This window comes from Microbulbifer maximicatervae (SeqCode), from assembly GCF_052467955.1.
This window is the reverse complement of the sequence record NZ_CP174329.1, coordinates 91,299-113,394: the sequence shown is the minus strand read 5'-3', so window position 1 is coordinate 113,394 and position 22,096 is coordinate 91,299. Positions and strand designations below refer to the sequence as shown.

16 protein-coding genes are annotated in these 22,096 nt (G+C 52.2%); 12 read left to right on the top strand and 4 right to left on the bottom strand.

The annotated features are described in order from the left end of the window. Positions 1-19: 19 nt before the first annotated feature. The 3 genes from ACJJI5_RS00345 to gshB form a co-directional block, all read right to left on the bottom strand. On the bottom strand, positions 20-604 hold the full coding sequence (locus ACJJI5_RS00345; protein WP_282930307.1) for a YqgE/AlgH family protein: 585 nt from the start codon (positions 602-604) through the stop codon (positions 20-22). 34 nt (positions 605-638) lie between these two features. Then, the gene (locus tag ACJJI5_RS00340; RefSeq protein ID WP_444914979.1) at positions 639-1,550 is read right to left on the bottom strand and encodes an energy transducer TonB; all 912 of its coding nucleotides are present in this window, start codon (positions 1,548-1,550) and stop codon (positions 639-641) included. Positions 1,551-1,642: 92 nt separating this feature from the next. Beyond that, positions 1,643-2,599, bottom strand: coding sequence for a glutathione synthase (gene gshB, locus ACJJI5_RS00335; RefSeq protein ID WP_444916177.1), 957 nt, complete (start codon positions 2,597-2,599; stop codon positions 1,643-1,645). 350 nt (positions 2,600-2,949) lie between these two features. Between gshB and pilG the strand changes: the two genes are divergently transcribed. The 6 genes from pilG to ACJJI5_RS00305 all read left to right on the top strand — a co-directional run bounded on the left by pilG (position 2,950) and on the right by ACJJI5_RS00305 (position 13,722). Beyond that, entirely contained in the window at positions 2,950-3,345 is a 396-nt protein-coding gene (pilG, locus tag ACJJI5_RS00330) for a twitching motility response regulator PilG (protein WP_020413651.1), read from the top strand. A 235-nt stretch (positions 3,346-3,580) separates the two neighbouring features. Beyond that, positions 3,581-3,943, top strand: a complete 363-nt coding sequence (gene pilH, locus ACJJI5_RS00325; RefSeq protein ID WP_108731421.1) for a twitching motility response regulator PilH — start codon at positions 3,581-3,583, stop codon at positions 3,941-3,943. Between the two features lie 16 nt (positions 3,944-3,959). Continuing rightward, complete coding sequence (locus ACJJI5_RS00320) at positions 3,960-4,499, top strand: chemotaxis protein CheW (protein ID WP_444892581.1); 540 nt, start codon at positions 3,960-3,962, stop codon at positions 4,497-4,499. Positions 4,500-4,659: 160 nt separating this feature from the next. Next, a complete protein-coding gene (locus ACJJI5_RS00315) occupies positions 4,660-6,801 on the top strand; it encodes a methyl-accepting chemotaxis protein (RefSeq protein WP_445355241.1) in 2,142 nt (713 codons plus the stop codon). Between the two features lie 139 nt (positions 6,802-6,940). Further along, positions 6,941-13,207 carry a hybrid sensor histidine kinase/response regulator gene (locus tag ACJJI5_RS00310; RefSeq protein ID WP_445355240.1) on the top strand — a complete coding sequence of 2,089 codons (6,267 nt, stop codon included), beginning with the start codon at positions 6,941-6,943 and terminating at the stop codon, positions 13,205-13,207. A gap of 35 nt (positions 13,208-13,242) precedes the next feature. Continuing rightward, positions 13,243-13,722 carry a chemotaxis protein CheW gene (locus ACJJI5_RS00305; RefSeq protein ID WP_282930302.1) on the top strand — a complete coding sequence of 160 codons (480 nt, stop codon included), beginning with the start codon at positions 13,243-13,245 and terminating at the stop codon, positions 13,720-13,722. Positions 13,723-13,785: 63 nt separating this feature from the next. Here the strand turns inward: ACJJI5_RS00305 and ACJJI5_RS00300 are convergent, their stop codons facing one another. Further along, entirely contained in the window at positions 13,786-16,446 is a 2,661-nt protein-coding gene (locus tag ACJJI5_RS00300; RefSeq protein WP_445355239.1) for a penicillin-binding protein 1A, read from the bottom strand. Positions 16,447-16,594: 148 nt separating this feature from the next. Between ACJJI5_RS00300 and ACJJI5_RS00295 the strand changes: the two genes are divergently transcribed. Genes ACJJI5_RS00295 through aroK form a run of 6 tightly spaced genes read left to right on the top strand, consistent with a single transcriptional unit; the run spans position 16,595 to position 22,085 of the window. Then, positions 16,595-17,671, top strand: a complete 1,077-nt coding sequence (locus ACJJI5_RS00295; RefSeq protein WP_445355238.1) for a pilus assembly protein PilM — start codon at positions 16,595-16,597, stop codon at positions 17,669-17,671. 1 nt (position 17,672) lies between these two features. Then, on the top strand, positions 17,673-18,245 hold the full coding sequence (locus ACJJI5_RS00290) for a PilN domain-containing protein (RefSeq protein WP_444926459.1): 573 nt from the start codon (positions 17,673-17,675) through the stop codon (positions 18,243-18,245). A gap of 15 nt (positions 18,246-18,260) precedes the next feature. Beyond that, a complete protein-coding gene (locus ACJJI5_RS00285; RefSeq protein WP_445355237.1) occupies positions 18,261-18,881 on the top strand; it encodes a type IV pilus inner membrane component PilO in 621 nt (206 codons plus the stop codon). Continuing rightward, a complete protein-coding gene (locus tag ACJJI5_RS00280) occupies positions 18,878-19,408 on the top strand; it encodes a pilus assembly protein PilP (RefSeq protein WP_445355236.1) in 531 nt (176 codons plus the stop codon). The genes ACJJI5_RS00285 and ACJJI5_RS00280 overlap by 4 nt, the downstream gene beginning before the upstream one ends. Beyond that, the gene (locus tag ACJJI5_RS00275) at positions 19,408-21,564 is read left to right on the top strand and encodes a type IV pilus secretin PilQ (RefSeq protein WP_445355235.1); all 2,157 of its coding nucleotides are present in this window, start codon (positions 19,408-19,410) and stop codon (positions 21,562-21,564) included. The genes ACJJI5_RS00280 and ACJJI5_RS00275 overlap by 1 nt, the downstream gene beginning before the upstream one ends. Continuing rightward, complete coding sequence (gene aroK, locus ACJJI5_RS00270; protein WP_413665828.1) at positions 21,564-22,085, top strand: shikimate kinase AroK; 522 nt, start codon at positions 21,564-21,566, stop codon at positions 22,083-22,085. Before ACJJI5_RS00275 ends, aroK begins: the two co-directional genes overlap by 1 nt. Positions 22,086-22,096 lie beyond the last annotated feature (11 nt).

Genomic DNA, 22,096 nt, shown 5'->3' with positions numbered 1-22,096 from the left:
GGGGGCAGTAATTTTTCTGTTAGGCGTGGCCAGCTTGGGAGCCGAGGCCGGAAAGATCGATGCCGTGGCGGGCGGCGGCGCTTTGCCAGCGTTTTTCGACCGGTGTGGCGAATAGGGTTTCGGGCTCTGCCGGCAGTGTCAGCCAGGCGTTTTCTGTCAGCTCCTGCTCCAACTGACCGGGCCCCCAGCCCGCGTAGCCGAGGGCGAGTAGTACATCGTCAGGGCCGCGCCCTGCGGCGAGGGATTCGAGGATGTCCTTGGAGGCAGTCAGGCTGATATCTGAATTGATTTCGGTGGTAGAGTCGAAGTGCATGCCGGTGCCGTGCAGTACAAATCCCTGCTCTGGTGACATGGGACCGCCCAGTAGAACTGGTTCGTCACCGCGCAAGCTGAGATCCTCCAGAGACAGCTGCTCGAATACCTCGTGCCAGTGCACTTTACTGGGCATATTGATCACTATGCCCATGGCACCGTCGCTATTGTGCTCAACAATCAGTGCGATAGCGTGTTTGAAGCGCGGGTCCTCCATACCGGGCATGGCCAGAAGGAACTGGCCGCGCAGGTTTCCGTGAGTCAGGTCGCTATCGATATTCGAATTAGGCATAGATCAGTAATAAACCGCCAGTTGAAAGCCCATTTTAGCCTCGGTTGGGCAGATCCCCCGCAGAAGTAGTAAGCCCCCCGGTTCTTTCGAATTGCCAGGTACGGATAATTTCCAGTCGATCAACCTCGTTTTTGATCTCTACTGGGAAGGGAGCGAAGGGAGCAGCCAGACGCACAATTTGTTGGGCCGCATCATCGAGAATGCGCTCCCCGGAGGATTGAAGAATAACAACCTTCTCGACGGCTCCGGTGGGAAGCAACCGCACCATCATGCGTAACTCGCCACTAATTTGTTTTTCCAAGGCCTCTTCGGGAAAGTTATCACTGCCAACAGCTTCTATCTTCTGACGCCATTCATGTAAATAAGCGGCATCGGCTGAGGCTCTGGTAGCTACAGATGTCAATCTGCGTACTCGGGGGCGCTCGGCAATAGTTTGGCGAATTTTATCGAGACGCGCCTCTAGGCTAGCTATTTTAGGGTTGCTCAATGGCAGGTCATTGGGTGCGTCGCCGCGCTTTTCCTCGGATAACTTATCTTCTGCCGAAAGTTCAGGAGCCTGAATCGGGCTCTCACCAACTGTGGTAATTAACAGGCGGCGTTGTTCTGCTGGCCGCGCAGATTGTTGTTGTGGCAAAGGCGTCACGCGATGAATTTGCGTATCGGCAAACTCGGCACGGCGCTTAGTGGATAACTCTTTCCGAGAGTCTGCGGTACCACTGGCTAATTGGTTGTGCTGTGCCAAGTAGTCAGCATCCTCTGGGGCCTGAGCGGAATTTTGCAAAGAAAGTGTGACTTCAAGTGTCGGTGGCGCCTGTGCACCTTTCGGAGCAGCAAAAGCCACTCCGAAAACAATTAGCGCATGTAACGCGGCGGCTAGAAATAATGAGAACACAAAGCGTTCACGCTGCATTGCATGAAACTGTGTCGCGTTGGCAGAGGAATTCATTATCTATTATCAACTACTACTTATTCGGGCGTGCGTTTCACACAGCCTTGTTCTCAGTGGTAAACCGCCCTGAGAGTTATCAAACGCCCAGTTTACCTCTTTTGTGCCAGCAGGTGTGTGATGCCGCTCATTAGTCGCGCGCCTATGTCCGTATTGTAGGCGGCATCAATTTCCCGTACACAAGTGGGACTGGTAACGTTAATTTCTGTTAGGTAGTCACCAATAACGTCCAGCCCGACAAATAACAGACCTTTTTCTTTCAAAGTGGGAGCGACTTGCTCAACGATCCAACGATCTCTATCGGTCAGGGGGCGTGCTTCTCCGCGCCCGCCGGCTGCAAGGTTGCCGCGAGTCTCACCCGCTACGGGAATTCGCGCCAAGCAATAGGGAATCGCTTCACCATTAACGACCAGGATACGCTTGTCGCCGTCTTTGATTTCGGGGATGTAGCGCTGCGCCATAATCTGCTGGCGACCGTGGTCGGTAAGCATTTCCAAAATTGCTCCAAGATTGGCGCCATCTGGTTTGCAGTGGAAGATTCCTGCGCCACCCATGCCATCCAGAGGTTTATAAATGACATCTTGGTGAGTTCGGTGAAATTCCCGCAGCTTGGCCATATCGCGACTAACTAGAACCGGTGGGCAACACTGGGGGAAACTTGTTGCAAAAATTTTCTCATTGCAGTCGCGTAGAGCCTGGGGCTTGTTGACTACCGTCGCACCTTCGCGCTCTGCGGCTTCGAGAATATAAGTGGAATAAACATATTCATTATCAAAGGGAGGGTCGACGCGCATCAGGATTACATCCAGGTCGCCGAGTGGCATTTCTCTAGACTCTTCCAGAGAAAACCAACGATTCTCATCATCAAAAACCTGCATAGGGCAGCCGCGCCCAGTTGCGCGTCCATTCTCAAGGTAAAGATGGCTCTGCTCGAAATAAAACAGCTGGAAACCACAATCTTGTGCGGCTTGTAACAGTGCAAGCGTCGTATCTTTTTTAAAATTGATCTGGGCGATGGGGTCCATCACCACACCGAGGGAATAATTCATACGGGTTTCCAAATCGTTGGGTATTTCTATCCCAGTTATCACTGGTTTTGCTCCCAAATTTGTGGCCGCTACCAGCGTTGTTGGATAGATAAGGTAAGAGCAGCTTTGCGAAGGTGCAACCTTCTTAACGCAATACCTCCAATGAATGTATAAGTGGTGATAATTTGAACTGCGTCGCCTGCAGTGTGTCGACTCAGCTAGATTCGCCTGGGGTTCTGTGATAAAAGTTCGTCTCAGCGTGCGACCTTCGCCAGGCTAGGCGCCCGGACCCCGCAAGCGGTTTGAAAAAAGGGCGCAACTAAAGTTTTCGCGTGCCCGAAAATAAGTAAACAGGGGATTCAAAAAAGACTATGGAGCTTAACTGGGAAAGTCTGACTGTCATGGTGATCGACGACAGTAAGACAATTCGCCGCACTGCGGAGACGTTGCTGCAAAAGGCGGGCTGTACCGTGGTCACCGCGACAGACGGTTTTGATGCGTTAGCAAAAATCGCGGACTCCCGTCCGGATGTCATTTTTGTCGATATTATGATGCCGCGCCTGGATGGCTATCAAACATGTGCGTTAATAAAAAATAACAGCGAATTCCGCTCCACCCCTGTTGTAATGTTGTCGAGTAAGGACGGTTTGTTCGATAAGGCAAAAGGGCGTGTTGTTGGTTGCGATCAATATCTGACCAAACCTTTTAGTAAGAGCGAGCTGCTGGGTGCTATTTCCGCTCATGCCAAGCCGCACCATGCCGCATAAGTGGCCTACAGAAAAAGAAAATATAGATAACGGACTCCATTGTGGGCATTGTGCCCACAAGCTCGGTACCAAAATTTAATTAGAGTACAGATTTTCCGGTTGTTACATACCGGTTGATTTTTGTACCCACACTATCGGTAGTCATAGTGCATCTCGGCACATGCTAGCGAGGATAATCACAACAAAAACCGCCGAGCGCAGTAGTTGTTGCCGAAAAGATGTCATGGGGGAAATGATGGCAAGAGTACTAATAGTTGATGACTCTCCTACAGAAACACATAAGCTGACAACCATTCTTGAAAAAAATGGCCACGCAGTAATCACCGCTCCCAATGGTGAAAGCGGAGTTGAAGTAGCCCGCGCCGAACGCCCCGATCTGATCCTGATGGATATTGTGATGCCGGGTCTCAACGGTTTCCAGGCCACCCGCCAATTGAGCAAAGACAGCAATACTGGTGAAATTCCGATCATTATGGTAACTACCAAAGATCAGGATACAGACCGTGTCTGGGGTATGCGCCAGGGAGCTAGGGCTTACCTGACCAAACCTGTCGATGAGAGCAAGTTACTGGATGCGATCGGGGAGGTGTTGGCCTAATAGCCAGCTGCGAAAAGTGCAGTCACAAACACCTTACTTAGCTCTGGTTGATATTGCACGGCGCGCCAAAGCGCAGGCCACGGGTCTGCCCGGCCGCCGGGAAATCAAACCCTACTGGACCGGTATCGGTTTCTCTCTTCTGGATAACCACTTTGTCGCCTCCATGGATGACGTTGTGGAATTGCTCGAAGTTCCACAACACACCTTTATCCCTGGCGCTCAGCCCTGGGTAAAAGGGGTTTCAAATGTTCGTGGTCGCCTGCTTCCTCTCATTGATCTCGCAGCTTTTTACGGCGGCTATCTCTCCGGCCCGCGCCAGCAACGTCGTGTTTTGGTGCTCGAGAGGGATAAGACCTACGTGGGGCTTATCGTGGATAAGCTGTTTGGGATGCAGCACTTGGCGTTTGAGTATGCCCGTGAGGCACCGACAGATTTGAGTGAACCATTTGCGCCAATGGTGCACGGCCAATTTGTTTTACAGCAGCATCGTTGGCTCGTTCTCGATATGCGGGCACTGATCAAGGATGCGCGTTTTATGGATGCAGCTTTACGCTGACTAATCCAGTTCTTTCTTTCCGGTAGCCGAGGGTGGTCAACCGGGTGGCCCGCAATTAGTGCAGGGATGTACGGCACTGACTGAGGGGTCTTGTCATTAAAGCGTTAAAACTAAAGTGGTATTAAACCGGCCTAATGCAATGGCCCGCTAGGAGTAAATTATGAAACCAGGCTCCCAGAGTTCCTTTTCCGCGCTGCGCAGTAACCCTGCCGCGCTGGTATTAGGTCTACTGGTACTCGCCACGCTGGCGGGGCTTATTGTCAGTATGTACTTAGTTCAGACTCGAGACGAGCAGGATAAACAGTACCTGCAGCAAGTCGCCGAGTTGCGGGCCCTTTCCTATCAGGTAGTTTCCTATGCACCGGCGGCAACCGCAGGTGATAGCGAGGCCTTTACTGAGCTGGAAAATGTTACAGAAGAAATGGCTAATGCCTGGAACCAGCTCCAGCGAATGGATGACAGCAGTCGCCGCGCTCTGGGTGCTCAGCTATCTGCTTATGATCAGGTTTGGCGCAGCTTGCGCGAGCAGGTCGACACGATTATCGGCAACCAGGAAACCATCGTATTTCTTAACGATATCGCTTCAACGCTGAGTGACTCGCTTCCCGAATTACAGGCGGAGCACAACAATATTGTAGAAATTCTGTTGGCTAACAACGCCCCGGCAAATCAGGTGGAACAGGCCCAGTTACAGGTTTGGCGTGCGGAGCGTATTGGTCGAAATATCGATAAAATGCTCCAAGGTGGCGATGATGCCGAAGCCGCCGCTGACCAGTTTAATACCGACGCCAGCCTTTTCGGTAAGGTGGTTGACGGTATGAAGAGCGGCGATGTGGTGATGGGGATTTCCCGTATTACCGATGAAGAGGCTCGCCACTCATTGGATGAAATTACTGAGCTGTTCGGCTTCGTAAGCACCTCCGTGCGGGATATCTTTGAAGCAACTCCGGCCCTGTTTGCTACTCGCCAGGCCTCTGACGGCATTATCGCGTCATCTCCCCAGCTGATCGAAGCATTGAGTACGCTGAATGACCGAATCGTAAACCTTTCAGATGATCGCCAGCCCAACAACTTGACCATTGCTGCACTGGCTTTGGTCTTCGTTTTGTTGATCTTCGGTATGATGGCGATGGCCTTCTCCGGTACCCGCCGAAACCTGAAAAAAGAGGAAGATACCAACGAGCGTAACCAGCACGCGATTATGCAGCTGCTGGACGAGCTGGCCGACCTCGCCGACGGTGACTTGACCACCTCTGCAACGGTAACCGAAGCCTTTACTGGTGCGATTGCCGACTCCATTAACTTTACTATTGACCAGCTGCGTGTGCTGGTATCGCGGATTAATGGTGCTGCACAGGAAGTATCTGGCTTGTCCCAGGAAACCCAGCAGACTGCACTGCACCTCGCCGAGGCCTCTGAGCACCAGGCACAGGAAATTGCCGGAGCTTCTGCTGCGGTTAACGAAATGGCGGTCACCATTGACCAGGTATCTGCCAACGCCTCCGAATCTGCCCAGGTAGCCGAGCGCTCGGTACATATCGCAAGTAATGGCGCCAAGGTGGTACAGAACACCATTAAAGGCATGGATAACATCCGCGAGCAGATTCAGGATACCTCCAAGCGAATTAAGCGCCTGGGTGAATCCTCCCAGGAAATTGGCGATATCGTAAGTTTGATTAACGACATTGCCGACCAGACCAACATTCTTGCATTGAATGCTGCGATCCAGGCGAGCATGGCCGGTGATGCCGGTCGAGGCTTCGCGGTGGTTGCGGATGAGGTACAGCGACTTGCGGAGCGCTCTGCAGCTGCAACCAAGCAGATCGAAGGTCTGGTAAAAGCGATTCAGTCTGATACCAACGAGGCGGTAATCTCCATGGAACAAACCACCAGTGAGGTGGTACGTGGAGCTCGTCTGGCCCAGGATGCGGGTGTTGCACTGGAAGAAATTGAAAGTGTATCCAACAACCTGGCATCGTTGATTCAGAACATTTCTAACGCTGCTCGTCAGCAGGCTTCGTCTGCAGGCCACATTTCCAACACGATGAACGTGATTCAGGAAATTACCTCGCAGACTTCTGCGGGTACCCAAGCTACCGCCCAGTCCATTGGTAACCTGGCGCAGACCGCGAGTGCACTGCGCGAATCCGTTGCCGGCTTCAAACTTCCGCAAGAGGAAAGTGTTGAAAGCAACAGCGAGCTGTATGACGTGGAGTTGCCGGAAATGGATACAGATACTTTCGCTATTGAAGGTGAAGATACTCATTCATTGGAGTCCCGCGAAGACCGGGCCCTGGCCTAACCCACACAATAATGCCCGGCCATTATGAAAGTTGGCCGGGCGCAAAAGGGGCGCACGGAATTGCTTCCGATAAATCCGCGGGTTTTTCTCGCAGAAAACTGTAGCGCTTGAGTACTGAATAAATTATTGGGGACTTGGCGTGAGTCACGACAATCCGAACTTCATGGCCTTGGATTGGCTGATCGGTGAAATTAACGAGACTTTGGCACAAGCGCGCCAATTTCTTGAGACGTTCGCTGTAGAACCCGATGCGGGTGCCTCTCTTCTGCAAAACAGCTTGTCGCTAGTGCACCAGGTGCACGGTAGCTTGCATATGGCACAGCTCAGTGGTGCCGCGATGTTAGCAGAAGAGATGGAGCAACTTATCCAGGCCCTGGCTACTGGTGCGGTTGAAAATACCGACGAGACGCGCGAATTTTTGATGCGCGCATTGCTGGAGTTGCCCCTTTACCTCGAAAAGGTTTCTTTTCAGCGTCGTGACAATGCCGTTCTTTTACTTCCCCTGATGAATGACTTGCGCGCAGTGCGCCGAGAGCGATTGATCAGTGAAGGAGCACTTTTCTCGCCAGAATTGTCTTCATTGGCAACGGTGATTGGAAAGCGCCAGCCCCTCGTCGCCGATAGCGCCCGCTTAAATGACCTGGTCACCAAGTTGCGCAAGATGTATCACGTTGCGGCTGCGGGTCTGATCCGGGATGTAAACAGTGGCGAAAGCCTGGCTTACCTCACCAAGATTATTGAAAAAATGCAGCTGCTCTACAGTGGCAGCTGTCGCCAATCCCTGTGGGAAGTACTGTTCGGTATTTTGGAGGCGCTCGGCGAGCACCGTATTAATGTGCAGCCCGCACTGCGCCACTTACTGCGCAAGGTGGATATTGAATTCAGGTTGTTGCAGGGGCGTGGCGCAAAGGTATTGGATGCGCGCCTGGATCAGGACTTTCTGCGCAACCTACTTTTTTATGTCTACCTCGCCGGTCCGAATGGGCCGCACTGCGAGAAACTCTACCAGCGCTTCGCACTAGATAAGGCGGTTCCCGGTACGCCTCGCCCGGATACTGAAGACGTATTGGCGATGGGGCCAGAAGCCCTGGGCAGTGCAATTGCTGCAGTGCGCGATGAACTGCAGTTGGTGCGTGAAGCACTGGAGCCCAGTACAACCGATACAGAACAACCCTCGCTGTCTGACACTGCCGCTGTGGCCAAGCGCCTCGCGGATACACTCGGTATTTTGGGATTGGAAGCGCAGCGGGTTCGCGCTCGCAGTGTCTACGAAGACCTTCGCGACGCCTCCCGTGGTACTGACGTTGAAGAGTACTTGATGCGTGCCGCCGGGGAATTGGTTCAGCTCGATTCAGCGCTTGCCGCCACCGTCGATCGCAATAAAAAAGTCGACGATGAGCAGCCCATTATGGGCGACGCCACTGACTCTGTATTACGCGAGGCCAGACTCGGTCTGGAAGCGGTAAAAGAAGCGGTCATGGAGTATGTGGCCAGCCACTGGGATATCAGTTACCTGAGCCGTGTGCCACAGCGCTTACAGGAAGTCTGTGGTGGTCTCGAAATGGTGGGTTACCAGCGAGCGGGTGAAATCATCTCCGCTTGCAACCGCTATATTGGCAGCTCCCTGATTGAGGCTGGAGAACAGCCCGAATGGACAATGCTGGATACTCTGGCAGATGCCATTACCAGTGTTGAATACTACCTGGAGCGCCGTGCGGAAGGTCTGGCTGATGCAGAAATGCTTTTGGCACTGGCTGAAGATAGCGTAGAGGCTTTGGGCGTTTCGCTGAAGGTCGCCGAAGAGAGTGAGGCCGACGCCAGTCTAGAAGTGTCCTCGGTATCAGAACCCGAACAGCCAGATCTAGTTGATTACGATTTAATCCCCGATGACGAAGCCACTGCGGTTTCTGACGAGCCTCTGGACTCTCAAGCTGAAATAGAAGCGGAAGAGTCATCTGCCATAACTTTGCAGCTGCCTGTCGAGGACGCAGGTTCTGTTGTGGAGTCCGAGCTGGAAATCGACGAAGAGTCAGTTCCGGAGGAATCTTGGTTCTCTAATGGGGCTCCTCAGGTTGAAGCTGCCCCGACACTTGAAGTTGAAACTGGGATAGAGACTCCTGAGGCTGAGGAAGCGCCTGCTGAGGTTGCTGACTTCATTGAAGCTGCACCGATGGTAGAGTCTGCTGAGGTTGAGCAGGTTGCTGCAGTTGCAGAGGTCGCGGACACGGCGGAGGAGCTCGGTGATGACACTGAGAGCCTGATCGACGATGAAATTATCGAGATCTTCCTGGAAGAAGCCGGAGAAGTTCTTGCGCATATCAGTTGCTACTTCCCGGAGTGGGCTGCCAATTTTGCCAATCAGGATGCCCTGGTAGAGTTTCGTCGGGGCTTCCATACCCTGAAGGGGTCGGGCCGTATGGTCGAGGCCCTGGATATTGGTGAACTGGCCTGGTCTGTGGAGAATATGCTCAACCGGGTTATCGATGGCAGCGTGAAACCCGGGCCTGCCCATGTATACCTGATTGAGCAGGTGTATCAGAAGTTCCCCTCAATGATTGAGGCGTTTAAACACGGACAGAGCGACCCCGATCAGCAGCTTACCCTGCAGTTACAAGCTTGGGCTGAGCAGCTGAGTGCGGGAGAGATGCCCGCTGATCTGGAAGCCCAAAGTGCAGGCGGTGTCGCGGCAGTTGACGTTGTTGAGGACACCGGAGAAGACCTGGCTCAACTCTGGGAAATTTTTGCCCAGGAGGCAGAGACGCACCTCAATGTCGTAGATGAGTATTTGCAGGATATGCAGGCTGCCGCGCCTTTGTATGGTGTTCCCAGCGATCCAATGCACCGGGCACTCCACACACTTAAAGGCTCCGCACATATGGCGGAAGTCAAAGTGGTTGCCGAAATTATGGCGCCACTGGAGCGCTTCGCTAAAGAGCTGCGTATTTATCAGGTGCCTATCGATGCAGATATTTTTGATCTGATCAATGATAGCGCCACCTATGTGCGTGACGTGCTGGAACAGATTCGCTCTTCAGAGCCTCTCGCAATAGAGAAATCGGAACAGTTCCTTGCTCGCGTTGCTGAATTGCAGGAGCGCTCTGTAGGCCACTTGATTCGCGAGCGTGAGGCGAATGAACCTCGCGCGGTCGATCCCCAGCTTCTCGAAGTCTTGATGGCTGATGGCATGCGGGTGCTGCTTGATGCAGACCAAATGCTGACTGAGTGGCGCGCCGACCCGGCAGATAAAAGTCGTGTTGTATTGGTCGCTGATGAGCTCAATGTTCTGCAGGAGGCGGCCAGCCGAGCGCAGTTGCCGATCCTGGCTGAGCTCGCTGAGCTGTTGCTGAATGTTTATCGCAAAGTCCTTGCTGGTGACCTTGAGCAGGAGCCCGCACTATGGGCCTCTCTTGAGCAGGGACACAACGAGTTGCTCGATTTAATCGATGCAGTAGCAGCAGCACAAGACCTCCCTGAAGTCAGCGAAGCTGTGGAAGAGGCGCTTCGCTACCTGGCTCAGGGTGAGGAAACCAGTTCTTCAGCAGAAGATGACTACGACCTCGATGAACTGGGAATCGATAGCGAAGCACTGGCTATTGCCGAGCCTGAAGAGCAGGCGCCGGAGCCCACGGAAGTAACCGAGCTTCTGGTTTCAGAAGCATCCCCTGATGAGTGGATTGAGCCACCTGTATTACAGGTGTCGCACGATGGGGGATCTCTCGATGGCGAGGCTGAGGATTCGGAAATTCCTCAATTGCAGGCCATAGAAGTTGAGGCCGCCGTTGAGGACGTTTCTCAATTTGAAGAACCCTTCTCTGCACCTGAAGTTGAACCTGCTGGCGACCTGGCTATCGAGCAACCGGGTAGCGAGGTGTCATCACAGGATTCCGCTCAATCAGTCGATTTACAGAAGTTGTTGGCAGACATTGACCCGGATGTTGTCGATGTCTTTATGGAGGAGGCGGGAGATCTTACCGATGAGCTGGAGGAACTGATCCAGAGTTGGGAAGAGGAGCCGGAAGGCCGCGAGCAAGGTGAGGCCCTGAAGCGTGTATTGCACACCTTTAAAGGTGGTGCACGTATGGCTGGCCTAATGGGGTTGGGTGAAGTAGCTCACCGTTTTGAAACGGTGATCGAAGGCATGCGCGACAACGATCGGCCCTCCGCAGATTTCTTCGCCAATGCCCATGGTATCCACGATCGTCTCGCCGATGGAGTAGAGACAGTTCGCGCCTGGATGGCTGGTGAACAGCTTGATGCTTTTGTACAGCTGGTCAGCACCGATTGGGCGGATCAGAAGCCGGCTAACTCGGCAGCTGCAGAAGCAGTTATTGAATCTGAAGTTTCAGACGAACAACCTCAAGAAACTGTTCTCGTAGCGGATGCGGAACAAGGTGATGAAATCATTGCGGCCGAGAGTACTCAGCCGGATGCTGATGTAGTTGCTACGCAGCTGCCCGAGATCGCTGTAGGTCAGGAAAGCGATAACGTTTTGCCGTTTATCCGCAAGGCCGGTAATGCAGAGCAGGAGGTAGCGGCACCGACCCGGAACCAGCCCCAGGAGATGGTGCGTGTAGCTGCTGAACTTCTGGAGGAGTTGGTAAACCTCGCCGGTGAGACTGCAATTTCCCGTGGTCGTCTTGAAGAGCAGATGAGTGAGTTCGGTCTCGCCCTGGACGAGATGGATGTGACGCTGGTGCGTCTCAACGAACAGCTGCGCCGCCTGGACCGCGAGACCGAGGCTCAGATCCTGTTCCGCCAGGAGCAGTTGGCAGAACAGGACGGCGACTTCGATCCGCTGGAAATGGACCGTTACTCCTCTATTCAGCAGTTATCCCGTTCCCTGCTGGAGTCCACATCTGACTTGATGGAGCTGCGCTCCACTCTGAATAACAAGGCGCGGGATACAGAGACCCTGTTGCTCCAGCAGTCCCGAGTAAATACCGAATTGCAGGAAGGTCTGATGCGCAGCCGCATGGTACCTTTCTCCCGTCTGGTACCGCGCCTGCGTCGCATCGTGCGCCAAGTAAGTGCTGAGCTGGGCAAGCAGGTCGAGTTGGGATTCTCCAACGTTGAAGGCGAGCTGGACCGGTCCATGTTGGAGCGTATGGTTGCGCCACTGGAGCATATGCTGCGCAACGCTGTGGACCACGGCATTGAAATGCCAGAGGAGCGTTTGGCTGCCGGCAAGTCTGAGCGTGGGCGTATCGATGTAGCGCTGAAAAGGGAGGGCAGTGAAGTTGTCCTCACCATCCGCGATGATGGTGCCGGTGTCAATTTGATTCGGGTGCGTGAAAAGGCGGTGGAAAATGGCCTGATGAGGCCGGATGCTGAGCTCTCGAATAATGAGATTCTTCAGTTCATTCTGCAGGCCGGTTTTACCACTGCAGAAAAAGTTACCCAGATCTCTGGCCGGGGTGTGGGCATGGACGTTGTATCCGCCGAGCTGAAGCAGATCGGTGGCAGCGTCCATATCAACTCAGAGGCAGGCGCAGGAACAGAATTTGTCGTTCGTCTGCCGTTCACAGTTTCGGTTAACCGCGCTTTGATGGTGCGAATTGGCGATGACCTGTTTGCACTGCCGCTGAATACCATCGAAGGTATTGTACGCCTCAGCCCATTTGAGCTTGAGCACTACTATCGCTCGGATGAGGCGCGCTTCGAATACGCCGGAGAACTCTATCAGGTTAGCTATTTCGGTACTCTGCTGAAGTCTGGTGCTCATCCCAAACTCAGTGTCGATGATATGCAACTGCCCGTGCTGCTGGTGCGCTCTGAAGGGCACGCTATGGCGTTACAGGTGGATGCCATTAAGGGCAGTCGCGAGATTGTAGTGAAAAGCCTCGGCCCGCAGTTCTCCGGGGTTCAAGGGGTATCAGGTGCAACAGTAACTGGTGATGGTAGCGTCGTGGTGATTCTCGACGCTCACGCCCTGCTGCGTCGCCAGGCCACCCAGCTGGCAAGGCCTGAAGTGCCGCAGCTTCAAATTCAGGAAGAGCCTGAAGTGCAGTCCGAGCAGGAGGCGCGCCAGCAGACCGTTATGGTTGTGGACGACTCGGTTACAGTGCGCAAGGTAACTACGCGCTTCCTGGAGCGAGAGGGCTATCTGGTTAGCACTGCAAAGGATGGTCAGGATGCGGTTATCCAGCTGCAGGATAAGATCCCGGATCTGATCTTGCTGGATATTGAGATGCCGCGTATGGATGGCTTCGAGGTTGCCCGCCATATTCGCTCCAGCAGCCGCCTGCGCGATATTCCTATCGTAATGATCACCTCGCGTACCGGTAATAAGCACCGCGATCACGCTATGTCCCTGGGAGTTAACCACTACCTGGGTAAGCCTTACCAGGAAGATGTACTGCTGGCGGCTATTCGTGAGTACGCGGATGCCGAAGCTGTCGGAAGCTGAGACGGCAAATATCAGGAATAATATAGAGATAGGCAATGAGTGAAGTTGAAGCGCTGCCGGTAGATGTCCCCCAGGAAGTGAGCAGCCTGTTATTGCCCCTTGAGCAGGGGCAGCTGCTGGTGCCGGTGGACAGCCTCTCAGAGGTTGTTGCAATGCAGACGCCGATGGCAGTTCAAGATGTACCCGAGTGGTATTTGGGAGATCTGATCTGGCGGGAACAGCGCCTGCCGGTGGTATCTTTTGAAGTGATGCGTGGTGGTGCCTTGGGAGCAGTTGCAGAAGAGGGGCGTATTGCGGTGCTGAGTACGGGAAATCCCGATGGTGAGCTGCCGTATTTTGCATTGCTCTTGCGCGGCACTCCGCGCCTGGTACGGGTTACCCCTGAGGAGTTGGCACTGCGAGAGCAGCCGCTAAGCCCTGGAGAATTAATGCATGTGGCGCTTTCTGGTGAGGAGGCGGTTATTCCCGACCTGCAGGGATTAGAGCGGGCCTGCTTGCGCTATCGCAGTGACTGAGTTGTTTTGCGATGTATCACCAAAAAAGGGGCCTGAGGCCCCTTTTTTGATTGGGCTGTTCGCTTAGAACAGCTCTTCCGGTAAAGAATCCTCCCGGCCATCCTGGCTGGGCATATCCATATCTTCATCGGTGTAGCGATTGCGATATGGGTTATATACCTCGCGGCCGGGCACCCGGTTGGTCCTGAATATCTCAAACATGCCCCCGTAGGAGGTGCGCAAGCCATTTTGAGGGTTGATGCGTACCGTAACTATGCCATCTGGTTGAGCCAGGTGGCGCTCGGGAAGACCTTCGAGGGCACTGCTCATAAAATCGATCCAAATAGGTAGAGCGGCCGAGCCACCGTATTCATTTTTACCCAGTTCGCCATAGGAATCGAAGCCAACCCAGGCACTGGTTGCCAGGTAGGGGCTGTAACCGGAGAACCACGCATCCCGTGGACCATTGGTGGTTCCGGTCTTTCCGGCAATATCACCGCGTTTCATCGCCAGAGCGCGGCGCCCGGTCCCCTTTTTGATAACATCCTTGAGCATCGAATCCATTATGTATGCCGTCTCTGCGGACATGGCTCGCGGAGCGCGAGGACGCGCTTGGCTCTTGCTCGGGTCGAGGGGGCCAACGGGCAGTACGTGTAGTTCTGCTGGCTCTTCACCTTGATCGACCCCTTGTCCTTCCAGCTGTAATTCCGCGAGATCGACGGGTTCAGCGGACAGAGTTTCAGAGCCTGTGCCCGGCTCGGGACAGTTATCGCATACAGTGAGAGGCAGTGCCTGGTATAGGACTTCGCCATTAACATCCAATACCCGGTCAACCAGGTAGGGCTCCACTCGGTAGCCACCATTGGCGAACGCGGCATAGCCTCGCACCATCTCCAAGGGCGTGAGAGCGGAGCTACCCAGAGCAATGGTCAGGTTGCGGGCGAGCTTGCTGCGCTCAAACCCAAAGCCCTCGACAAAGCCCAGGGCGTAGTCCAGTCCTAGGGATTGCAGCAACCGGATTGAGACCATATTGCGGGACTTGTACAACGCCATACGCAGGCGGGTTGGGCCGAGGAAGGTCCCCCCGTCATTTTCAGGCCGCCATACATCTTGCAGGTTGGTTTCCTCAAAGATAATCGGGGCATCATTGATAATGCTGGCCGCTGTATATCCGCGCTCGATCGCCGAGGCGTAAATAAAGGGCTTGAAACTGGAGCCGGGTTGCCGGGCTGCCTGAGTGGCCCGATTGAAGTGGCTCTGGCGGAAGTCATAACCACCGACAAGGGCGCGGATAGCGCCATCTTCCGGTTCAATAGATACCAGGGCGCCCTGTGCTTCCGGGACCTGGGCTAGAACCCACTCCTCGGTCACCTGGGGTTCAGCAGGCTCGACATCACCGCCCTCGGGATCCGCAAATGGATCGGCTTGAAGAGGCTCATCTACAGCGGTGGCGATCATCTCGCTACTGGAGTTGCTCTCTTTCTTTTCCTTAACGACCTTGCGCAGCCGAATAACATCCCCGGGAGCAAACATTTTTTCAGCGGATTGAAGGCGTGCGCCCCGAGCGCTCTCAGAAATATAGGGCCTGATAGAACTGAGCCCATTGCTCCAAGGCAATTCAATTACGCGCCGATCTCTCAGTTGAACCTGAAGTTTCTTGGGTTCTACTGCGGTGACAACGCCGGGTTCCAAACCGCCGAGAATCGGAATCTCGTTGAGTAAATCGATAAGTTGGTCGCTATCTTGCAGCAATTCCGGTGCAAGACGCTGTTCTGGGCCACGATAGCCGTGGCGCGCATCATAGGTTTCCAGACCGTGCTGAAGCGCATTGCGAGCCGACTCCTGCAGGCGACTGTCTACCGTTGTTATGACCTGGTAGCCATCGGTATAAGCGTTGTCGCCAAAGAGGTCTACTGCCTCTTTCCGTGCCATCTCGGCAATATAGGGTGCATCCAGGTCGAGGTCGCGGCTGTGATAGCTGGCTGTTACTGGCGCAGTAATAGACTGGTTATATTGATCCTGGTTGATATAGCCAAGGTCGAGCATCCGCATCAGGATCCAGTTGCGGCGTACTAGGGCTCGGGAGGGGTTGGCGAGAGGGTTGAAGGTTGATGGCGCTTTGGGGAGTCCCGCCATCATAGCCCACTGGGCCAGATTCAGATCCTTGATATCTTTGCCGTAATACACCTGAGCTGCAGCCTGGAAACCATAGGCACGGTTTCCAAGGAAGATCTTATTGATGTAAAGGGCGAGGATCTCGTCCTTGGTCAGCTCCTGTTCGATTTGCAGCGATAGCAAAATTTCATTGAACTTGCGCACAAAACGCTGTTCTCGGCTGAGAAAGAAGTTGCGCGCCACCTGCATTGTCAGTGTACTACCACCAGACTGGATAGAACCGGTCTTAATCAGCTGCGAGGCGGCCCGCATCAAGCCTTTGATGGAAACACCATTGTGGGAGTAAAAGCTGGCATCCTCAGCGGCGAGAATCGCTTTGATAAAGGGTTCTGGCGTTTGCTCGATCGTGATAGGGTTGCGCCGCTTTTCACCGAACTCACCGATCAGTTTCATATCCCGTGAGTAGACCCTCAGAGGGGTCTGTAAGCGGATATCGCGGAGGCTCTCCACTGAGGGCAACCCCGGTTTGAGATAGAGGTAGATACTGGCTAGGGCCATTGCTGTAGCGGCTACACCGGCAAGGCCGAGCCAAAGCAGTGCGAGCAGACGATTGCGGGCTTTTACGGTCATGAAACTGCTTCTGTGTACTTCATCAAAGTGATTAGGTGAATAATTATACGAATATTGTGCGCTATTACCTATGCAAATGCAGGTTGAAGCGTTAATTTAAAGTGCTATAACATCAAACCCTCATAACCCACGGAAAAGATAAGAAAAAATGGGAATTTTCCCTTTTCTGAGCAAAGGCCCCAAGGCCATGTTGGGACTCGATATTAGCTCTACTGCGGTCAAGTTGCTGGAGCTAAGTCGCAACGGCGACAAATATCGTGTCGAAAGTTACGCCGTGGAACCTCTCCCACCCAATGCCGTAGTTGATAAGAATATCAATGATGTGGGGGCGACGGCTGAGGCTATTCGCAAAGTTGTACGACGCTCCAAAACTCGCCTGCGCCAAGCGGCTGTCGCTGTGTCTGGGTCGGCGGTGATCACCAAGACCCTTGAAATGCCGGCAGATCTCAATGATGAGGCCCTTGAGGCTCAAATTGCATTTGAGGCTGGCCAATATATTCCTTATCCGCTAGAGGAAGTTAGCCTGGACTTTGAAGTACAGGGGCCTTCTGAGAAGGGGGAGGGGCAAGTGGAGGTTCTACTTGCAGCTTGTCGTACAGAGAATATTGAACAGCGAATCTCCGCCTTGGGAGAGGCGGACCTTGAGCCCGGTGTTGTTGATGTTGAAGCGTACGCAATAGAGAGAACTTACTCTCTATTGGAAGACCAACTTCCTCCCCAGGAGCAGCTAGTTGTAGCCGTTATTGATGTTGGGGCGACAATGAGTGCTTTATCTGTCCTTGTGGACGGTAAGACCGTGTATACCCGAGAGCAGCTTTTTGGTGGGCGGCAGCTCACCGATGAGATCCAGCGTCGCTACGGTCTCTCCGCGGAGGAGGCTACTTTGGCGAAACGTCAGGGAGGGAGCGGGCTGCCGGATGACTATTTTGCTGAAGTGTTGGAGCCCTTCCGTGATGCAGTCGTGCAACAGGTAACCCGTTCCCTGCAATTCTTTTACTCTTCCACATCCTTTAGTGATGTAGATTTTATCCTGCTCGGTGGCGGTGTTGCCGCTATGGAGGGAGTCGGTGATTTGATTAGCGAAAAGTTGGGCAGACCCACTTTAATTGCTAATCCATTTTTGCGGATGAGTGTTTCGTCAAGAGTCAACCAACAAGCTTTGGCGAGTGAAGCTCCATCCCTGATGATTGCCACAGGTTTGGCTATGAGGGAGAAGGACTACTGACATGGCAAAAATTAACCTTCTTCCCTGGCGTCAGGAGTACCGCGCTCAAAAGCAAAAAGAATTCCAGCAATTGGCATTGCTGGTTTTTATCGCGGCTGCAATGGCGGTATTTCTGTGGATGAAAACGGTTGATCAACAGGTTGTTCGACAAAATGAAAGAAACCAGATCCTGCAAACCCGTATTAACGCTCTTAATGTTCAGGTAAGAGAAATAAAAGACCTGAAGAAGCGCCGCCAGGAATTGATTGATCGAATGCGGGTAATTCAGGAGTTGCAAGGTAATCGACCTCTCGCAGTGCGTTACTTTGATGAGATAGTGCGAGCAACCCCCGAGGGGCTATGGCTTAGTGAGCTAAAAAGAGAAGGTGATCGATTAGACTTACTTGGCGTGGCTGAATCCAATAATCGCGTTTCTTCTTTTATGCGAAATTTAGACCATTCAGATTGGTACGAGGCCCCCCAATTAACAGGTGTAACCGCAACCCCGCAATACGGCGATCAGGCGAGTGAGTTCCAGCTTACGGTGAAGGTCAGTGGGCGCAAGAAAGAAGATGATCAAGATAGCGCAAAATAGCAAAGGACTTCAGTAATGGCACTGGCAGATACTGTAAGACAGCTTAATGATATTGATTTCAATGATATTGATCTTACCCGGATAGGTGTTTGGCCTCTATCTGGACGAATTGCTGTTCTGGTACTTAGTGCGGCACTGGTTATCGGTGCTGGTTATTATTTTCTGATTAAAGATATTTATAGCAAGCTTGAATTCTCCGTAAATAAAGAGTCAGATCTCTTCAGTCAGTTTGAGAAAAAGCAATTTGAGGCTGCAAATCTTGAGGCTTATAGGGCCCAACTGTTTGAGATGGAAGAAACCTTTGGTGCTTTACTAAAGCAACTGCCGAAAGACACAGAGGTTCCAGGCTTACTCGAGGACATTGACGAGTATGGTAGTGGTAGTGGCCTTACAATTAGCAAAGTTGAGTTGGAGCAAGAGCGGGTAGGCGAATTTTACGTAGAGCTACCTATTAGGATAGAAGTTCAAGGAAGTTATCACGAGTTTGGAGCTTTCATTAGTGGTATAGCTGGAATGCCCAGAATTGTTACCCTTCATGATTTTGATATCTCCACTGAGCGGAGTGATGGAGGGCTTCTCAATATGATCATTAATGCAAAAACTTATCGATACAAGGATCAGGGTGAAGAGGGATGACAAAATACCTACCTATACTGATTGCCTTATTCTTTGTTTCTGGTTGTGGTCTAAATACCGATCATAGTGAGTTGCGCGAGAGGATGGCTGCAATTGAGCGGAAGCCTAAAGGACAGATAGAACCAATCCCCACTTTTACGCCTTATAGCCCTTATGTTTATACCGCTGCTGCAAGGCGCAGCCCTTTTACCCGCCCGATATTGGAATCTGAGCAGCGAATAGTAGGGCGAAAATTAGATATTGCTCCAGACCTGACTCGGCAGCGTGAACTATTGGAGGGAATTAACATTGACCTCTTATCGATGGTTGGCAGTTTGGCTCGTGAAGGTCAAATCTGGGCACTGATTAACGATGGTACTGGTGGGATTCACCGTATTACTGTGGGCAATTACCTTGGTAAGAATCATGGTCGCGTTGTGAATGCAACAAGCTCCCAGTTAGATATTCTTGAGATTATACCTGATGGTACCGGAGGCTGGATTGAGCGGCCACGGGCACTGGCGTTGGAAGAGAGGGACAACGGATAATGAACGGAAAACGGTTTGCCTATTTAATGGCTCGGGTTCAGTTACTGCTACTTGGTTTATTGCTGTTTCCAATAGCTTCTAGTGCCCAGGTAAACAAGCTTAATGACATACAGTTTGCAGAATTGCCGGGTAGCCGAGTTCAGCTGCGCTTAACTTTTAATGATGTGCCTCCAGAACCCACCGGCTACACGATAGAGCAACCAGCTCGAATTGTTTTAGACTTTGCCGGCGTAGAAAGCGCTCTCCCGCAGAAGAAGTATTCTTTAGGTATTGGCTCAGCTAGAAGTGCAGTTATTGTTTCCGGTGAAGATCGCACTCGTCTCATAGTAAACCTTGATCAGCTTCCCGCTTATTCGAGTGAGCGACAAGGTAACCAGTTAATTGTAGTAATTGGTGCAGAGTCTTCTGAGCGCGATCTTCCAGTGCAAAATACAGTTGAACACGATAGTGGCTTGAACCTCGGCGGTGAAAAGCAGTTTCAGCGCTCGGAAAGCATTGCAGTAAATAATGTGGATTTTCGTCGAGGAGAGGAAGGAGAAGGCAAGGTTATTGTTAGCCTTAATGACCCTGCAGTTAATATCGATGTTGAACGGACTAACGGTAAAATTTATCTAACATTTTTAGGCGCGGACTTACCTGAGTCATTGCGTCAGCGACTAGATGTTACTGATTTCGCCACCCCAGTAAATAATATTACTGTGGATTATGATGGGCGCAACACGGTAATTGCAGTTGATCCAAATGATATTGAATATGATTACTTGGCCTATCAAGCTGATACAGAGTATGTATTGAGTATTAAACCTTTATCTGCGCAAGAAATTCGTGAGAAGGAGAAGGAATTTCAGTTCAATGGGAAGAAGTTGTCCCTCAACTTCCAAGATATTGAGGTCCGGTCCGTCTTGCAGGTTATTGCCGATTTTACCGATCTCAATTTGGTTGCCAGTGATACAGTACAAGGCAGAATAACCTTACGCCTCGACGGTGTGCCGTGGGATCAGGCCTTGGCCCTTATTCTGAAAGCGAAGGGGTTAGATAAGCGTCAGGAAGGTAGCGTTATCATGGTGGCGCCAGCTGCAGAGATTGCTGAGCGCGAGCGTCAGGAGCTTGAAACTCGCAAACAGTTGCAGGAGCTTGCCCCTTTACTTACGGAATTTATTAGCGTTCGCTATGCAGATGCTGGCGAAATTTTTAACTTATTCTCTGGCCAAGGTGGAGCTGATGGGATAGCTGGGGGTAGTGGTGGCCAGCAGATGAGTATCCTTTCCGCGCGCGGAAGTGCCATTGTTGATGAACGAACGAACACAATTATCCTTACTGACACAGAAGACAAGATTGCCCAATTCCGTGAGCTGATAGAGGTCATCGATGTCCCCATCCGCCAGGTGATGATTGAGGCTCGGATTGTTACCGCCAACAGTGACTTCCAAAAAGAGTTGGGAGTTCAGTGGGACTATGTAGGTAGTGCAGATCTTTCTGATGATGCCACTGGTGTCGGCTCTGGTAGCTTAGCTTTAGATGAAGGTACAGCCCTTGGTAGCCTAACAGGTGACTTTGATCCACTCTTGGTGGATCTTGGAGTGAGTAACCCAGCAGGGAGCATTGCTTACGCCATTTTGAAAAATGATTTTTATTTGAGCCTGGAGCTGTCTGCGCTTGAAGACATCGGTGTAGCTGAAGTTGTTTCACAACCAAAAGTTGTTACGGGCGATAAACAGGAAGCCATTATTCAGTCGGGTATTGAAATCCCTTATTTGGAGGCGACCTCGTCTGGCGCTGCTTCTGTTACGTTCCGCGAAGCTGTGCTGGAACTCAATGTGACTCCGCAGATTACTCCAGATAACAATATTATTATGAACCTAAATCTTGAACAAAATAGTGTGGGTGAGTATGTCACTGTAGGCGGTGGGCAAGTACCTTCGATCAATGTAAATACTCTGGCAACCAAGGTGCTGGTTCAAAACGGTGAGACGATCGTCCTGGGAGGGGTATTTGAAAGTAATATTGTTGAAGGAGTATCCAAAATTCCGTTGTTGGGCGATATCCCCTATCTAGGCAACTTGTTCAAAAAGACTATACGCACGGACGATAAACGTGAGATCCTGATGTTTATCACACCGCGTATTCTTGAAGACGAGGCTTTCTACTCTAAGTGATCACCCGCTCTATTTTCCTGGTCGGCCCCATGGGGGCCGGCAAGTCTACAATCGGCAGGTTGTTGGCAGCGCAATTGCAGCTGCCTTTTGCCGATACCGACAAAGTGCTCGAAGAGCGCACTGGTGCGGATATTCCCTGGATTTTTGATGTGGAAGGCGAAGCGGGATTTCGCCGCCGTGAGACTGAAATATTGGAAGAGCTCTGCCAGGGTGAGTGCCAGGTTATTGGTACCGGTGGCGGAATAGTTTTGCTCGAGGAGAATCGACGCCAGCTACAAAAATATGGCCATGTAGTTTATTTGCAGGCCAATATCGATCAGCTTCTGGAACGCACTTCAAAGAATACCAATCGCCCGTTGCTTCGTGTACCCAACCCCCGTCAGCGTATTGCGGAAATTTTGCAGGAACGCGAGCCTCTGTATCGTGAGGTTGCAGATATTATTTGCGACACCAATGACCTCTCCCCCAAACAAGCATCCCTCCTGGTCGCAGAACACTTAGGCAGCCTGCTGTCCGATTAGTCCCAAGCGTC

What these genes read in the sequence shown, in the direction of transcription:
- ACJJI5_RS00345 (WP_282930307.1), bottom strand. Translation starts at nt 604, where the DNA reads ATGCCTAATTCGAATATCGATAGCGACCTGACTCACGGAAACCTGCGC.
- ACJJI5_RS00340 (WP_444914979.1), bottom strand. Translation starts at nt 1,550, where the DNA reads ATGAATTCCTCTGCCAACGCGACACAGTTTCATGCAATGCAGCGTGAA.
- gshB (WP_444916177.1), bottom strand. Translation starts at nt 2,599, where the DNA reads ATGAATTATTCCCTCGGTGTGGTGATGGACCCCATCGCCCAGATCAAT.
- pilG (WP_020413651.1), top strand. Translation starts at nt 2,950, where the DNA reads ATGGAGCTTAACTGGGAAAGTCTGACTGTCATGGTGATCGACGACAGT.
- pilH (WP_108731421.1), top strand. Translation starts at nt 3,581, where the DNA reads ATGGCAAGAGTACTAATAGTTGATGACTCTCCTACAGAAACACATAAG.
- ACJJI5_RS00315 (WP_445355241.1), top strand. Translation starts at nt 4,660, where the DNA reads ATGAAACCAGGCTCCCAGAGTTCCTTTTCCGCGCTGCGCAGTAACCCT.
- ACJJI5_RS00305 (WP_282930302.1), top strand. Translation starts at nt 13,243, where the DNA reads ATGAGTGAAGTTGAAGCGCTGCCGGTAGATGTCCCCCAGGAAGTGAGC.
- ACJJI5_RS00300 (WP_445355239.1), bottom strand. Translation starts at nt 16,446, where the DNA reads ATGACCGTAAAAGCCCGCAATCGTCTGCTCGCACTGCTTTGGCTCGGC.
- ACJJI5_RS00295 (WP_445355238.1), top strand. Translation starts at nt 16,595, where the DNA reads ATGGGAATTTTCCCTTTTCTGAGCAAAGGCCCCAAGGCCATGTTGGGA.
- ACJJI5_RS00290 (WP_444926459.1), top strand. Translation starts at nt 17,673, where the DNA reads ATGGCAAAAATTAACCTTCTTCCCTGGCGTCAGGAGTACCGCGCTCAA.
- ACJJI5_RS00285 (WP_445355237.1), top strand. Translation starts at nt 18,261, where the DNA reads ATGGCACTGGCAGATACTGTAAGACAGCTTAATGATATTGATTTCAAT.
- ACJJI5_RS00280 (WP_445355236.1), top strand. Translation starts at nt 18,878, where the DNA reads ATGACAAAATACCTACCTATACTGATTGCCTTATTCTTTGTTTCTGGT.
- ACJJI5_RS00275 (WP_445355235.1), top strand. Translation starts at nt 19,408, where the DNA reads ATGAACGGAAAACGGTTTGCCTATTTAATGGCTCGGGTTCAGTTACTG.